Source organism: Sphingomonas zeae, assembly GCF_014197135.1.
GTDB lineage: Bacteria > Pseudomonadota > Alphaproteobacteria > Sphingomonadales > Sphingomonadaceae > Sphingomonas > Sphingomonas zeae.
Genome location: NZ_JACIFA010000001.1, coordinates 409,225 through 422,299, shown reverse-complemented (window position 1 = coordinate 422,299; position 13,075 = coordinate 409,225). Strand labels below are relative to the sequence as shown.

The 13,075-nt window shown below is 66.5% G+C and carries 17 protein-coding genes; 14 read left to right on the top strand and 3 right to left on the bottom strand.

Annotated elements, in window-relative coordinates:
• Positions 1-82: 82 nt before the first annotated feature.
• On the bottom strand, positions 83-568 hold the full coding sequence (locus GGR45_RS02045) for an SspB family protein (protein WP_175313889.1): 486 nt from the start codon (positions 566-568) through the stop codon (positions 83-85).
• 71 nt (positions 569-639) lie between these two features.
• Here GGR45_RS02045 and hisB point away from each other — a divergent pair, with 71 nt between their 5' ends.
• The 8 genes from hisB to GGR45_RS02005 all read left to right on the top strand — a co-directional run bounded on the left by hisB (position 640) and on the right by GGR45_RS02005 (position 6,552).
• Entirely contained in the window at positions 640-1,227 is a 588-nt protein-coding gene (gene hisB / locus GGR45_RS02040; protein WP_175313888.1) for an imidazoleglycerol-phosphate dehydratase HisB, read from the top strand.
• Positions 1,224-1,829, top strand: a complete 606-nt coding sequence (gene hisH, locus GGR45_RS02035) for an imidazole glycerol phosphate synthase subunit HisH (protein ID WP_175313887.1) — start codon at positions 1,224-1,226, stop codon at positions 1,827-1,829. Before hisB ends, hisH begins: the two co-directional genes overlap by 4 nt.
• The gene (hisA, locus tag GGR45_RS02030; RefSeq protein WP_175313886.1) at positions 1,826-2,560 is read left to right on the top strand and encodes a 1-(5-phosphoribosyl)-5-[(5-phosphoribosylamino)methylideneamino]imidazole-4-carboxamide isomerase; all 735 of its coding nucleotides are present in this window, start codon (positions 1,826-1,828) and stop codon (positions 2,558-2,560) included. Before hisH ends, hisA begins: the two co-directional genes overlap by 4 nt.
• On the top strand, positions 2,557-3,318 hold the full coding sequence (gene hisF / locus GGR45_RS02025; RefSeq protein WP_175313885.1) for an imidazole glycerol phosphate synthase subunit HisF: 762 nt from the start codon (positions 2,557-2,559) through the stop codon (positions 3,316-3,318). Before hisA ends, hisF begins: the two co-directional genes overlap by 4 nt.
• 425 nt (positions 3,319-3,743) lie before the next feature.
• Positions 3,744-3,899 (top strand): hypothetical protein, encoded by a 156-nt coding sequence (locus GGR45_RS02020; RefSeq protein ID WP_175313884.1) that lies wholly within the window; start codon positions 3,744-3,746, stop codon positions 3,897-3,899.
• 32 nt (positions 3,900-3,931) lie between these two features.
• A complete protein-coding gene (locus GGR45_RS02015) occupies positions 3,932-4,246 on the top strand; it encodes a phosphoribosyl-ATP diphosphatase (RefSeq protein ID WP_175314180.1) in 315 nt (104 codons plus the stop codon).
• Between the two features lie 21 nt (positions 4,247-4,267).
• A complete protein-coding gene (locus tag GGR45_RS02010) occupies positions 4,268-4,645 on the top strand; it encodes a histidine triad nucleotide-binding protein (protein ID WP_175313883.1) in 378 nt (125 codons plus the stop codon).
• A 368-nt stretch (positions 4,646-5,013) separates the two neighbouring features.
• On the top strand, positions 5,014-6,552 hold the full coding sequence (locus tag GGR45_RS02005) for an amino acid permease (protein ID WP_175313881.1): 1,539 nt from the start codon (positions 5,014-5,016) through the stop codon (positions 6,550-6,552).
• A gap of 97 nt (positions 6,553-6,649) precedes the next feature.
• On the opposite strand, the gene GGR45_RS02000 is transcribed toward GGR45_RS02005, so the two are convergent.
• Positions 6,650-7,642 (bottom strand): adenosine kinase, encoded by a 993-nt coding sequence (locus GGR45_RS02000; protein ID WP_175313880.1) that lies wholly within the window; start codon positions 7,640-7,642, stop codon positions 6,650-6,652.
• A gap of 142 nt (positions 7,643-7,784) precedes the next feature.
• On the opposite strand from GGR45_RS02000, the gene GGR45_RS01995 reads away from it, so the two are divergent.
• From GGR45_RS01995 to GGR45_RS01980, 4 genes are all read left to right on the top strand, one after another.
• Entirely contained in the window at positions 7,785-8,462 is a 678-nt protein-coding gene (locus GGR45_RS01995; protein ID WP_175313873.1) for an EI24 domain-containing protein, read from the top strand.
• Positions 8,459-8,836 carry a hypothetical protein gene (locus GGR45_RS01990; protein ID WP_415640768.1) on the top strand — a complete coding sequence of 126 codons (378 nt, stop codon included), beginning with the start codon at positions 8,459-8,461 and terminating at the stop codon, positions 8,834-8,836. The genes GGR45_RS01995 and GGR45_RS01990 overlap by 4 nt, the downstream gene beginning before the upstream one ends.
• Positions 8,836-9,456 carry a LysE family translocator gene (locus GGR45_RS01985; RefSeq protein WP_175313871.1) on the top strand — a complete coding sequence of 207 codons (621 nt, stop codon included), beginning with the start codon at positions 8,836-8,838 and terminating at the stop codon, positions 9,454-9,456. Before GGR45_RS01990 ends, GGR45_RS01985 begins: the two co-directional genes overlap by 1 nt.
• 188 nt (positions 9,457-9,644) lie before the next feature.
• Positions 9,645-9,881 carry a hypothetical protein gene (locus tag GGR45_RS01980; protein WP_175313869.1) on the top strand — a complete coding sequence of 79 codons (237 nt, stop codon included), beginning with the start codon at positions 9,645-9,647 and terminating at the stop codon, positions 9,879-9,881.
• Positions 9,882-9,986: 105 nt separating this feature from the next.
• Here GGR45_RS01980 and GGR45_RS01975 read toward each other — a convergent pair whose 3' ends face one another.
• On the bottom strand, positions 9,987-10,388 hold the full coding sequence (locus GGR45_RS01975) for an HIRAN domain-containing protein (protein WP_175313868.1): 402 nt from the start codon (positions 10,386-10,388) through the stop codon (positions 9,987-9,989).
• A 98-nt stretch (positions 10,389-10,486) separates the two neighbouring features.
• On the opposite strand from GGR45_RS01975, the gene GGR45_RS01970 reads away from it, so the two are divergent.
• Both GGR45_RS01970 and GGR45_RS01965 read left to right on the top strand, forming a co-directional pair.
• Positions 10,487-12,349 (top strand): M1 family metallopeptidase, encoded by a 1,863-nt coding sequence (locus GGR45_RS01970; protein ID WP_175313866.1) that lies wholly within the window; start codon positions 10,487-10,489, stop codon positions 12,347-12,349.
• A gap of 206 nt (positions 12,350-12,555) precedes the next feature.
• Complete coding sequence (locus GGR45_RS01965; RefSeq protein ID WP_175314176.1) at positions 12,556-13,068, top strand: CHAP domain-containing protein; 513 nt, start codon at positions 12,556-12,558, stop codon at positions 13,066-13,068.
• Positions 13,069-13,075: the final 7 nt, after the last annotated feature.

Genomic DNA, 13,075 nt, shown 5'->3' with positions numbered 1-13,075 from the left:
AAGGAATATCCTGTGTGGAAGCCCCCCTCCGTCAGGGCTGCGCCCTGCCACCTCCCCTTACAGGGGAGGAATTAGCGCCCCCTTACTTCTTCCGCTTGAAGTCCACCGCGACGACGTTGCTGCCGTCCTCGACCGGCTTCGCCACCGGTTGGTCATTTTCGGCTGAGCCGTGCGGGTCAGGATCGCTCTGGGGATCGTCGGCGACGTGGAAGCCCAGCTCGAACTGGACCTCGGGGTCCTGGAAGCGGGTGATCGCCGAATAGGGAATCACCAGCTTCGACGGCACTTGGTTGAAGCTGAGGCCGACCGAGAAGCGATTCTCGTCCACCGTCAGGTCCCAGAAGCGATTCTGCAGGACGATGGTCATCTCGTCCGGGAATCGCTCGACCAGCCGCTGCGGGATGTCGACACCCGGCGCCTGCGTCTTGAACGTGATGTAGAAATGGTGCGTGCCGGGCAGGTGCCCCGTCTCCGCCACCGGGCCGAGCACACGCCCCACCACGGCGCGCAGGGCCTCCTGCACGATATCGTCATAGGGGATGAGGCTGTCGGGCAATCCTTCGGTCATGCGCCATGGACTAACGGCCTTTGATCGCGGGTCAAGATTGCATGGGACGGATAGGTGTTTATGGGAAGGCCATGCGCACCGCCACCGTCCACCGCGCCACCGCGGAAACCGTCATCGACGTCACCGTCAATCTCGACGGCACCGGCGTCTATCAGAACGCCACCGGCATCGGCTTTCTCGATCATATGCTCGACCAGCTGTCGCGCCATTCGCTGATCGATCTATCGGTCAAGGTCGAGGGCGACCTGCATATCGACGGCCACCACACGACCGAGGACAGCGCGCTGGCGATCGGACAGGCCTTTGCCAAGGCACTGGGCGACAAGCGCGGCATCCGCCGTTACGGCGAGGCGCTGTCGCCGATGGACGAGGTGCTGACCCGCACCGCGCTCGACATTTCGGGGCGCCCCTGGCTGGTATGGAAGGTGCCGTTCACCAATCCGATGCTCGGCACGCTCCAGACCGAGATGATCGAGCACTGGTTCCACAGCTTCGCGCAGGAGGCGGGCATCACGCTCCACGTTGAGCTGCTGCACGGCCACAACAACCATCACATCGCCGAGAGCATCTTCAAGGGGCTCGCCCGCGCGCTGCGGATGGCGGTCGAGATCGACCCGCGCAAGGCGGACGCCATCCCTTCGACCAAGGGCATGTTGTGACGCTGGCGCTGATCGATATCGAATCGGGCAATCTCCACTCGGTCGACAATGCCCTGCGCGCGGCGGGGGCGAGCGATGTGGTCATCACCGCCGACCCGGACGTGATCGCCAAGGCCGACCGCATCGTGTTGCCGGGTGTCGGTGCGTTCGGCGCGTGCGCGGCGAATCTGCGCAAGGTCGATGGGCTGGAGGAAGCGCTGCGCGACGCCGCCCTCACCCGCGCGCGGCCCTTTTTGGGCATTTGCGTGGGTATGCAGCTGCTCGCTGACGCCAGCGATGAGATGGGCGAGCATCGGGGCTTAGGCTGGATTCCCGGCCGCGTGACGCGACTCATCCCAAGTGATCCGGCTGCCAAGGTTCCGCATATGGGCTGGAACGATGTCCGCCCGACACGCGACCATCCGCTGATCGTGCCGGGCGAAGCCTATTTCCTGCACAGCTACGCCTTTACCGGCGAGCATGTGCTGGCGACGACCGACCATGCCGGCCCCGTCACCGCCGCGATCGGCCGCGACACGGTGGTCGGTGCGCAATTCCACCCTGAGAAGAGCCAGCGTTATGGCCTCTCCTTCCTCACCCGTTTCCTGGAGTGGCACCCGTGAGCCTGATCGTCTTCCCCGCCATCGATCTGAAGGGCGGCCAGGTCGTCCGCCTGGCCGAGGGCGATATGGACCGCGCCACCGTTTATGGCGACGATCCCACGCATCAGGCGATGCTCTTCGCCGAGGCGGGCGCGCAGCATCTCCATGTCGTCGATCTGGACGGCGCCTTTGCGGGCGAGTCGGTCAATGGCGAAGCGGTGCAGGCGATCGTCAAGGCCTTTCCCGGCCATGTCCAGCTGGGCGGTGGCATCCGTAACCCGCAGAATGTCGAGCGCTGGTTCGACCTGGGCGTGTCGCGCGTGGTGATCGGCACAGCGGCGCTGGAGAATCCCGACTTCGTGCGCGATATGGCCAAGGCCTATCCGGGCGGTATCGTCGTCGCGGTCGATGCCAAGGACGGCATGGTCGCGACGCGCGGCTGGGCCGATGTGTCGACCGTGTCTGTCGAGGAGCTGGCCCGCCGATTCGAGGATGCTGGCGTCGCGGCGCTGCTGTTCACCGATGTCGGCCGCGACGGGATGCTGAAAGGGTGCAACGTGCCCGCGACGGTCGATCTGGCGCGGGCGGTGCGGATTCCGGTCATCGCCAGCGGCGGAGTCGCCGGGATCGGCGACATCCATATGCTGGCGCTCCATCATCAGGACGGGGTCGAAGGCGTCATCACCGGCCGCGCGCTCTATGACGGGCGGCTCGATCTGGCGGCGGCGCTGTCGGTGGCGGCGGCCGCATGACCGTCCGCGCGCGCGTCATCCCCTGCCTCGACGTCGCCAATGGCCGGGTGGTCAAGGGCGTCAACTTCGTCGACCTGATCGATGCGGGCGATCCGGTCGAACAGGCACGCGCCTATGACGCGGCCGGGGCGGATGAACTCTGCTTTCTCGACATCACCGCCAGCCATGAGGCGCGCGGCACGATCCTGGACGTGGTGCGGCGAACGGCGGCGGTATGCTTCATGCCGCTGACCGTCGGCGGCGGCGTGCGTACGGCGGAGGATGCGCGCGCGCTGCTGCTGGCGGGTGCCGACAAGGTCGCGGTCAACTCCGCCGCCGTCAGCCGGCCGGAAGTCGTCTCCGACATCGCCGAGCGATTCGGCAGCCAGTGCTGCGTCGCCAGCGTGGACGCGCGGCGGACGGCCGACGGCTGGGAGGTGTTCACCCATGGTGGGCGGCGCGCGACCGGCATCGATGCGGTCGAACATGCGCTGCGGTTGGCCGAGCTGGGCGCGGGAGAATTGCTCGTCACTTCGATGGACCGGGACGGGACGCGCGGCGGATACGACCTCGACCTGATCCGCACCATCGCCGACCGGACCAGCGTGCCGGTGGTGGCATCAGGCGGCGTCGGGGGGCTGGACGATCTGGTCGCGGGGGTGCGCGACGGCCACGCCTCGGCGGTGCTGGCGGCGTCAATCTTCCACTTCGGCGATGCGTCGATCGCCGATGCGCATCGGGCGCTCGCCGCGGCGGGAGTGCCGGTTCGGGCGCACTGATTTTCGCGCGAAGCTGCGGAGCCGCGAAGATTTTTGGTTCGCGCGGAGGCGCGGAGAGTCTGGTTACAGGGTTGGCGATGGGCTTTCCACGGCGCTGGAGCATGTCTTCCGCTCGCCACCTATTCCCTCCCCCTGTTCACGCTGAGCGAAGTCGAAGCGTACGCTTGGTGCTCTGCCCAGCGGCGCGGTTATCCCTTGGCCTTCGACTTCGCTCAGGCTGAACGGGGGTTGAGAGGCCTCTCAATCCGCCCTGTCGATCGGCAGACACTCACCCGCCTCGAAATGCAGGCCACCGCCCGCCGAAAAACCAGAGCCTCCGCGCCTCCGCGTCTCCGCGCGAACCAAAAATCTTCGCGTCCTCGCGCCTTCGCGTGAACCAAAATCCCCCGGATGACCACCGCCCGACACGCTGCTAAAACGCCGCCATGCCGCTCGCCATCCTGACCACCGCCACCGCGCACAACGGTCCGCCCCAGCCGCGCAGCCACCCCGAATGGTCCGACATCGGCCTGTTCGTCTTTGCGATTGCCGCGATCTGGCTGCTCCGTCACCTGATGCGCCGCCGCAATCGCAAGGATTGACGCGCGGCCCCGCCCGCGCCACCCACGCCGCCATGGACATGTTCGACCGCCTCGAAACCACGATCCGCGCGCGCCGGGATGCGGGCGACGCCGCCACCTCCTATGCCGCCAGCCTGTTCGCCAAGGGGCGGCCCAAGATCGCGCAGAAGCTGGGCGAGGAAGCGGTCGAGACCGTCATCGCCGCCATGGCGCAACCGGACAAGATCGTGTCCGAGGCGGCCGACCTGATGTTCCACCTGATCGTGCTCTTGGCCGATACCGGCCATACGCTGGACGAGGTCCGTGCCGAACTGGCCCGCCGCGAGGGCGTGTCGGGGCATGAGGAAAAGGCCGCGCGGCCGCGCTGATTTAACCGGAGAGTATCGACGATGCCGATCGACGCCACCCTTCCCTATGACGACCAGAATATCTTCGCCAAGATCCTGCGCGACGAAATCCCGTCCAGCCGTGTGTATGAAGATGAATGGGCGATCGCCTTTCACGACATCGCCCCGCACGCGCCAACCCATATCCTGGTGATCCCGCGCGGCTCTTATGTGTCGTGGGACGATTTTTCGGCGCGGGCGAGCGAGGCGGAGATTGCGGGGTTCGTCCGCGCTGTCGGCCATGTCGCGCGCGAGGCGGGCGCGGTCGAGCCGGGATACCGGCTGCTGGCGAATATCGGGCCGGATGCCGGGCAGGAAGTGCCGCATCTCCATGTGCACATCCTGGCGGGCAAGCCGCTCGGCCCGATGCTGACACGCTGACCGAGCCACCTGGCACGCCCCTCCCGTAAACGAGTTTCAGGTCGGTCATGCCCCCGGCATGGCCTAAACGATGCGGGGCATCGTTTACCTGAAACTGGGATGGGGGAGGGAAAGCCATGGGCCATGGTCTCTGTGAGACCCCATGCCCTCCCCAAACCCCTCCCGTTTACGGGAGGGGCTTACCGCGCCACCGGACGACAATCCTGTTTGCCCCTGCCAGGAGAGGGGCTTTAAAACCGCTCCCGACCGCATCCAGCGCACCTTAGGGATTGCGCGTAATAAAATTGCAGCTAACTTCCCGGACCATTCACCAAACGCCGGGCGCGTCCCATGTCGGGCCGCCCTTCCCTCGGGGGGATTGGACATTCATGATTTTCGGGCGCGTTAAGCCTCTGGACGCCATTTTGGCGACCGCCGAGAAGAAGGGGCTGCAACGATCGCTAGGCGCGTTCCAGCTCACCATGCTGGGTATCGGCGCCGTCATCGGCACGGGCATCTTCGTTCTCACCTCCGAAGCCGCGCAGAAGGCGGGGCCGGGCATGATGCTGTCGTTCGTGCTGGCGGGCTTCGTCTGCGCCGTGGCCGCGCTGTGCTATTCCGAGCTGGCCTCGATGGTCCCGGTCGCGGGGTCGGCCTATACCTATACCTATGCGGTCATGGGCGAGTTGCTCGCCTGGATGGTCGGCTGGGCGCTGATCCTGGAATATGCGGTCGGCGCATCCGCCGTCGCGGTTGGCTGGTCGGGTTATGTCGTCGGGCAAATTCGTAATCTGCTCGGCATCGACATACCGATGGAATGGGTCAACGGCCCCTCCTCGGGCGGCTACATCAACCTGCCCGCCGTCGTCATCTCGCTGCTCGTCACATGGCTGCTGGTCGTCGGCACGACCGAAAGCGCGCGTGTCAACGCCATCCTGGTCGCGATCAAGGTCGCTGCCCTCACCCTGTTCATCGCACTGTCAGTGCCGGTGATGAATGGCGCGCATTTCGAACCCTTCATGCCCACCGGCCTGACCGGCGTGGCAGGGGCCGCCGCGTCGATCTTCTTCGCCTATGTCGGCTTCGACGCGGTGTCGACCGCCGCCGAGGAGACCAAGAACCCGCAACGCAACGTGCCGATCGGCCTGATCGCCTCGCTGCTGTTCTGCACCGTCTTCTACCTGCTGGTGTCGGCGGGTGCGATCGGCTCGCCGCTGGGCGCGCAGCCGGTGCGCGACGCCGCCGGTGTCGTGCTGTCGCCGGGCACGTCGGAACTGGCCGCGCAGTGCAAGGCGATCGTCGCCAGCGGTGTGGCCGAGCCGCTGTCCTGCTCGCGTGAGGCGCTGGCGCATGTGCTGCGCACGATCGGCTGGGAAAAGATCGGCAACCTGATCGGCCTGGCCGCCACGCTGGCGCTGCCCTCGGTCGTGCTGATGATGATGTTCGGCCAGACCCGCGTGTTCTTCACCATGGCGCGCGACGGCCTGCTGCCCGAAAAGCTGGCCTCGGTGCATCCGCGCTATCGCACGCCGCATGTCGTGACGATCGTGACCGGCATTGCGGCGACCATCGCCTCGGCCTTCCTGCCGGTCGGCAAGCTGGCGGACTATTCCAACTCGGGCACGCTGTTCGCCTTCTTCATGGTGGCGCTGTCGGTGATGGTGCTGCGTCGCACTGACCCGACCCGCAAGCGCCCGTTCCGCACGCCCGCCGTGTTCATCGTCGCGCCCGCCGCGATGATCGGTTGCGCCTATCTGTACTTCTCGCTGCCGCTGGTCGCGATCCTCGTCCTGCCGGGCTGGGGCGCGGTGGGCCTGGCGATCTACTTCCTCTACAGCCGCAAGCGCAGCCATGTCGGGCGCGGTATCATCGACGTGGTCGACGACCCTGCGATGCAGCCGGAAGTCGCCAAGCCGATCGATCGCTGATCGGGCTCCTACATACATGAAAAAGGGCCGGAGGAGCGATCCTCCGGCCCTTTTCGTTGGGGCCATTCTCCCCGACCGGAGCCGGGGAGAAACAACCTTACAGGCTGGCGGCCAGCATCTTCAGGTCGACCTGCGGCCGCGCACCGAAATGGCTGATGATCTCGGCAGCGCAAGCCGCGCCCAGCGTCAGCGAAGCCTTGAGGTCCTGGCCATTCGTCTGGCCATAGAGGAAGCCCGCGGCGAACAGATCGCCCGCCCCCGTGGTGTCGATGACCTTGTCGACCGGATGCGCAGGCACCGTCACCCGCTCGTCACCACGCTGCGCCAGCGCGCCCTTTTCGGAAAGCGTGACGACCAGCGTCTCGACCTTGTCCTTCAGCGAGGCGATTGCGGCCTCGACATCCGCCGCCTCGGTAAGGGCGACGATCTCGGCCTCGTTGGCGAAGATCACGTCGACCATGCCGCCGTCGATCAACGCGTGGAAATCGGCGCGGTGGCGGTCGATCACGAATTCGGCCGAGGCGGTGAAGGCGATCTTGCGGCCAGCCTCACGCGCGACCTCGATCGCGGCGCGCATCGCGGCGCGCGGCTCTTCGGGATCCCAGAGATAGCCCTCGATATACAGATAGGCCGCATCGGCGATGAGCGCGCGGTCGAGCGCCTCGGCGGGCAGATAGTGCGAGGCGCCGAGGAAGGTGTTCATCGTCCGCTGGCCATCGGGGCTGACGAAGATCATGCAGCGCGCGGTGGTCGGCTGGCCGGGGCGGGCAGGCGTGTCGAAGCGAACGCCCGCCGCGCGGATGTCGTGGCTGAACACCTGGCCCAGCTGATCGTCGGCGACCTGGCCAATGAACGCGGTCTTGCCGCCGAGTGCGGCCATGCCCGCCAACGTGTTGGCGGCCGAGCCGCCCGAAATCTCGCGGCCCGGCCCCATCTTGGCGTAAAGCGCATCGGCCTCCTCGGGTGAGAAGACGAGCTGCATCGCACCCTTGGTCATGCCGTTTTCGGCGATGAAATCATCCTCGGCCGAAGCGAGGATGTCGACGATCGCATTGCCGATCGCCACCACGTCGTAAGTGGGGTTGGTCAAGAAACGGACTCCGGGAAAAAAGCGGGTAATGCCGCCGCCCTAGTCAGGGCGCTACCCCTACGCAAGCGGCCCGCCCCGCCAGGTCGCCGCGCCCGGCCCCCGTGGATTGACTTTGCGGCTGGCCCCGCGTCATCCCTGCCCCATGATCCGTGCCTTTTTCCTGTCGCTTGGCCAATTGGGCGATCCGGCGATCCGCCGGGTTCTGATCCACTCGCTGGCGGTCACCTTCGCGATCTTCGCGGCGGCGGGCGTCGTGCTGTGGTGGAGTGTCCGCGCGGCGCTGGCCCAGTGGACCGGGGCACAGGCGGGCACCTGGTCGGCGGCACTGACCGTGGTGATCGAGGTCCTTGCGCTATGGCTGGCCTTCCGCGCCGTCGCGATCGCGGTCGTGGGGGTGTTCGCCGACGATATCGTCGCGGCGGTGGAAGCGCGTCATTACCCTCAGGCGCTGGCGAGCGCCCGCCCCGTGCCCATCGGGCGCGGGATGGCCATGGGTCTGGGCTCGGCCACAAGGGTCATCGCGATCAACCTGATCCTCCTGCCCGTCTATGTCGTGCTGCTCGTGACGGGCGTGGGCACGGCGGCGGCATTCCTGCTGGTCAATGCCTGGCTGTTGTCGCGCGACCTGGGCGATATGGTCGCGGCGCGGCATATGGACCGCGCCGCCATGCGTCGCTGGCGCAAGGCGACCGGGCCTGGACGCTTCCTGTTGGGGCTTGCCGCCGCCGCCCTGTTCGTGGTTCCGGGGCTCAATCTGCTGGCCCCCGTCCTGGGGGCGAGCATGGCGACCCATTTCTTTCACAGGAGACGACAGGCGTGATCCGTACCCCTGCGCTGGCTTTGCTCCCCTTCATCGTGCTGGCAGGCTGTACGGTGCCGCAGACGGCCGCCCCCGTTCGCGGCGGCATGGCGCCGGTCCCGGTACCCTATACCAGTGTCGGACTGGAGCGGGTGATCGGCCAGGACGCCGACGGGCTGACCAAGCTGTTCGGCACGCCAGACGCCGATGTCCGCGAAGGCACCGCACGCAAGCTGCAATTCCAGGGCCGCTTCTGCGTCCTCGACGCCTATCTCTATCCCAAGGACGGGGCCGAGCCGCGCGTGACCTATCTGGATGCGCGGGAGCCCGATGGCAGCTCGATCGACCGGGCGAGTTGCGTCGCGGCGCTGACCCGGCGCGACGGCGGGCGCTGATGCGCCCCGACCTGTGGCTCGCCTTCATCGCGGCGACCCTGGTTATCGGGCTGATCCCCGGTCCCGGCGTCGCGGCGATCCTGGGCTATGCGATCGGATCGGGGCGGCGGACCGCCTTTGCTTCGGTCGGCGGGCTGATGATCGGCAATCTGGCCGCCTCGACCGCCAGCCTGCTGGGTATGGGCGCGGTCCTGGCGGCTTCGACCTTTCTGTTCGCACTGCTCAAATGGGCGGGCGCGGCCTATCTCATCGCGGTCGGGACCTTGGGGCTGTGGCGGGCACGCCATGCCGACGCCGTGGCGATCCGCCCGCGCATGATCTCGCCACGCGCGGCGTTTCTGGGCAATCTGGGCGTCGGCACCTTCCATCCGAAGACGATCCTGTTCCTCGCCGCCTTCGCGCCGCAGTTCATCGATCCGCATCGCGCCTATTGGCCCCAGGCCGGCATTCTGGTGGTGACGTTCGTGCTCACCTTGGCGCTGACCGATTCCTGTTATGCTTGGGCAGCATCAAGCGCGGGCGGTCTGCTGAGATCGCCACGGGCTCAGGCCTGGGCGCAGCGGGCGGGGGGCGGCGCGCTGATTTTTGCAGGGCTCGCAACGGCGATGATCCGCCGCTGATCGAGATAGCTTTCAGTCATTGAGCCGTAGAAACAATGGAGCCTGTCAGAGCGACTGCGACATTTGTTCCACGCTTTTGTCTAAAAAATGATGCAGTGCGGGAACAAATTTACGCCGCTATGCTTTTGCGCTATCGGGACGATGAACACCACCGCGTATTGGCGGTCGTTCGCCATGGGAGAATGAGTATGATGAAGTTCCTGTCTGCTGTCGCCGCCACCGCTCTGGTTGCCGCTCCGGTCGCCGCTGCTCCGACCAACCCGGCTGCCAGCCTGTCGGTTTCGAAGTCGGTTCGCGCGTCGGCCCCGACCGCCAAGGGCAACAAGCTGGCCGGCGGTGGCATCCTGGCTGCTCTGATCGCCGCTGGCGTCGTGGCCATCGGTGTTGTCGCCGTCGTCAAGGACGACGACTCGGACAGCAACTGATCGTCGCGGGCGGGGGCAACCTCGTCCGGACCATCACCGCTCAGGCGGACAGAAAGGGAGCCGGATTTCGGCTCCCTTTTTTGTTGCCCCATAAATAGGCTGGCGTCAGGCTCCCCAGTCGGGGCCGTCAGGATCGGGATGGAAATCATCCGCGTCCCGCTCAGCCAGAGGTTCCGCCATGCGCGGTACAGTCGGCGCACCGCCGCCGAAGCGTACCCGGATATAGGCGACCGAGCCCCTGATCCCTTGGAACACCGCCTGCACCGGCTCGCCGCGCCGCAGCCGCGCGCCGACCAGCGGCGCCCGCTCGGCCGAGAGATAGCCGACCTGCACGTTGCGCGCGCTGAATACCGCGATGGCTCGGGGATCATGCCGATTGCGCGGTTCGGGCCGCAAGCTCACCGGATCGCCCACCGCCGAGGCGAGCAGTTCGAACCGCCGGTTGCTCCGCGCCCTGTCCTCGTTGGGAAAATCGATCCCGACCACCGCTAGCGTCATTTCATCCATGACCCCAAATTGGTCATGCGAGGCTCAGGCGTCCAGAGCCCTCCCATTCGCGCGCGATCCGGCTATGGTGCAATGCTCCTGTCCCATTCGGAGTGCCCATGTCCCTGGCCGCCCTGGCGATGCTGCTCGCCGCCCCGTCCTCTGCTCCCACGCCAGCCGTCGCGCCGGTCCTGACCAGCCCCGATGCGCGTGACGTACATAGCCACGCCCGCCCGCTCGAAGCGCGGGTCACGCATGTCTCGCTCAACCTCTATGCCGATTTCAACACGCATGTGATGCGCGGGATCGCGACCCTGTTGGTCGATGCCAAGCCCGACGCCAAGCAACTGGTCGTAGACGACAATGGCCTGCGCATCGTCACTGTGACCGACGCGCAGAATCGCCCCCTGCCCTATACGATCGGCACCGCCGACAAGGTTCACGGCGCGCCGCTAGCCATCACGCTGAATGGCAATCGCACGGTCCGGATCGCCTATGCCTCCGCGCCGGGTGCCAAGGCGCTGCAGTGGCTGTCGCCCGAGCAGACGGCGGGCAAGAAACAACCCTATCTGTTCAGCCAGGGCGAGGCGATCCTCAACCGAAGCTGGATTCCGACCCAGGATTCGCCCGGTATCCGCCAGACCTGGGACGCCACGGTCAACGCCCCCTGCGCACTCACCGTCGTGATGAGCGGCGAGCGCATCGGCGAGACGCCCTGCAACGACGGCCGTCACACCGCCAGCTATCGCATGGACAAGCCGGTCGCCCCCTATCTGATCGCGCTGGCCATCGGCGACCTGAAGTTCAAGCCCTTGAGCGCCCATACCGGCATCTGGACCGAGCCCGCCATGCTCGACAAATCGGCCTGGGAGTTTGCCGGGCTCGACAAGTTCGTGACCGCGGCCGAGGGGCTGTACGGTCCCTATCGCTGGGGTCGCTACGATGTGCTGGTCCTGCCGCCCAGCTTCCCCTTCGGCGGCATGGAGAACCCCATGCTGACCTTCGCGACGCCGACCGTGCTGGCGGGCGACCGCAGCCTGGTCAGCCTGATCGCGCACGAACTGGCACATAGCTGGTCGGGCAACCTCGTCACCAACGCGACCTGGGACGATTTCTGGCTCAACGAAGGCTTTACCAGCTATTTCGAGAACCGGATCATGGAAGCCATGTACGGCAAGCGCCGCGCCGCCATGGAGGCCGACCTGGCCTGGACCGACATGCAGAATGCGGTGAAGGAAGCGGGTGGCCCGCAGTCGCCCGACACCAAGCTGCACCTCGATCTGGATGCCAAGCGCGATCCCGACGACGGCATGACCCAGATCGCCTATGACAAGGGCGCGACCTTCCTGCGTACCATCGAGTCGGTGGTCGGCCGGGCGCGCTGGGACGCTTATCTGCGCGGCTATTTCGACCGTCATGCCTTCCAGCCGCAGACCAGCGCGGGCTTTCTGGCCGATCTGCGCAAGAATCTGCTGAAGCCCGGCGAGGATGCGAAGATCGGCGTCGACCAATGGGTCTATCAGCCGGGCATTCCCGCCAACGCGGTCCATGTCCGCTCGGATGCCTTCCCCGCGATCGACGCGGCGGCCAAGGCGTTCGCGGCCGGTGGTCCCGTCGCGGCGGTGCCCGATAAGGTCACGACGCAGGAATATGTCCGCTTCCTCGACCAGTTGCCCCGCCAGCTGTCGGCCGAACGCTTGGCCGCACTTGATGGCCGGTTCCATTGGAACGAGACAGGCAACAGCGAAATCCGTTTCGCCTGGCTGCGTCTGGCGCTCTCCAACCGCTATCCGCCCGCCGAGGCTTCGACCGAGCAGTTCCTGACCTCGCAGGGCCGCCGCAAGTTCGTCGCGCCGCTGTTCCAGCAGCTTCAGGGACAGGGCAAATGGGGCAAGTCGCTGGCCAAGCGAATCTATGACAAGGCGCGTCCGGGCTATCATTCGGTGACGCAGGTCACGGTCGATCGCCTGCTCGGGCGATAAGCCGAGTGCTCTGAGCGGCGAAACGAGGAACGAAATTTTCGTTTCGCCGCGGTTTGTTCAGGTCATCGCCGCCGAAACACCGTTCACCCGATATGGTTCCGGCGGCGCTTTCCAACACGTTTGGCCCCGGTTAATCGAAACTCACACCGACATTCCGACCGGGGGGTCCAGTGAAGTTCAAGGTATTCGCAGTGCGATTCGCGCTGATGGCAACGTGCGGCCTGATGATGGCCACCCCCGCTGCCGCGCAGTTCTGGCAGTGCGCACCCTATGCCCGCGAAATCTCGGGCATCGACCTCCACGGTAACGCCAACACCTGGTGGAGCCAGGCGCAGGGTCGCTACGACCGGGGCCACGCGCCGCAGGAAGGCGCCGTCCTTGCCTTTGAAGCCACCCACCGGATGCGCGTCGGCCATGTCGCGATGGTCAGCAAGGTCGTCAGCGACCGCGAAGTCCTGCTCACCCACGCCAACTGGTCGCGCCGCGGCGGCATCGAGCGCGACGTCCGCGCCGTCGACGTCTCGCCGAACAACGACTGGTCGATGGTCAAGGTCTGGTACGGCCCCAATGGCGGCCTGGGCACCTCGGCCTATCCGACCAAGGGCTTCATCTATTCGGGCCACAAGAGCGGCGTCGCCGACCTGCCCGTGACCCAGATCGCCTCGCGCGACAGCGGCCGGGTCAGCGGCATCCTGACCTTCGCCGCCCCGATCCAGTAAGTCTTGG

Coding starts and splice junctions, on each gene's coding strand:
- GGR45_RS02045 (WP_175313889.1), bottom strand. CDS start 568: ATGACCGAAGGATTGCCCGACAGCCTCATCCCCTATGACGATATCGTG.
- GGR45_RS02015 (WP_175314180.1), top strand. CDS start 3,932: ATGGACATGTTCGACCGCCTCGAAACCACGATCCGCGCGCGCCGGGAT.
- GGR45_RS01985 (WP_175313871.1), top strand. CDS start 8,836: ATGCGCCCCGACCTGTGGCTCGCCTTCATCGCGGCGACCCTGGTTATC.
- GGR45_RS01980 (WP_175313869.1), top strand. CDS start 9,645: ATGATGAAGTTCCTGTCTGCTGTCGCCGCCACCGCTCTGGTTGCCGCT.
- GGR45_RS02010 (WP_175313883.1), top strand. CDS start 4,268: ATGCCGATCGACGCCACCCTTCCCTATGACGACCAGAATATCTTCGCC.
- GGR45_RS01970 (WP_175313866.1), top strand. CDS start 10,487: ATGTCCCTGGCCGCCCTGGCGATGCTGCTCGCCGCCCCGTCCTCTGCT.
- GGR45_RS01995 (WP_175313873.1), top strand. CDS start 7,785: ATGATCCGTGCCTTTTTCCTGTCGCTTGGCCAATTGGGCGATCCGGCG.
- hisF (WP_175313885.1), top strand. CDS start 2,557: ATGACCGTCCGCGCGCGCGTCATCCCCTGCCTCGACGTCGCCAATGGC.
- GGR45_RS01975 (WP_175313868.1), bottom strand. CDS start 10,388: ATGGATGAAATGACGCTAGCGGTGGTCGGGATCGATTTTCCCAACGAG.
- GGR45_RS02005 (WP_175313881.1), top strand. CDS start 5,014: ATGATTTTCGGGCGCGTTAAGCCTCTGGACGCCATTTTGGCGACCGCC.
- GGR45_RS01965 (WP_175314176.1), top strand. CDS start 12,556: ATGGCAACGTGCGGCCTGATGATGGCCACCCCCGCTGCCGCGCAGTTC.
- hisB (WP_175313888.1), top strand. CDS start 640: ATGCGCACCGCCACCGTCCACCGCGCCACCGCGGAAACCGTCATCGAC.
- GGR45_RS02020 (WP_175313884.1), top strand. CDS start 3,744: ATGCCGCTCGCCATCCTGACCACCGCCACCGCGCACAACGGTCCGCCC.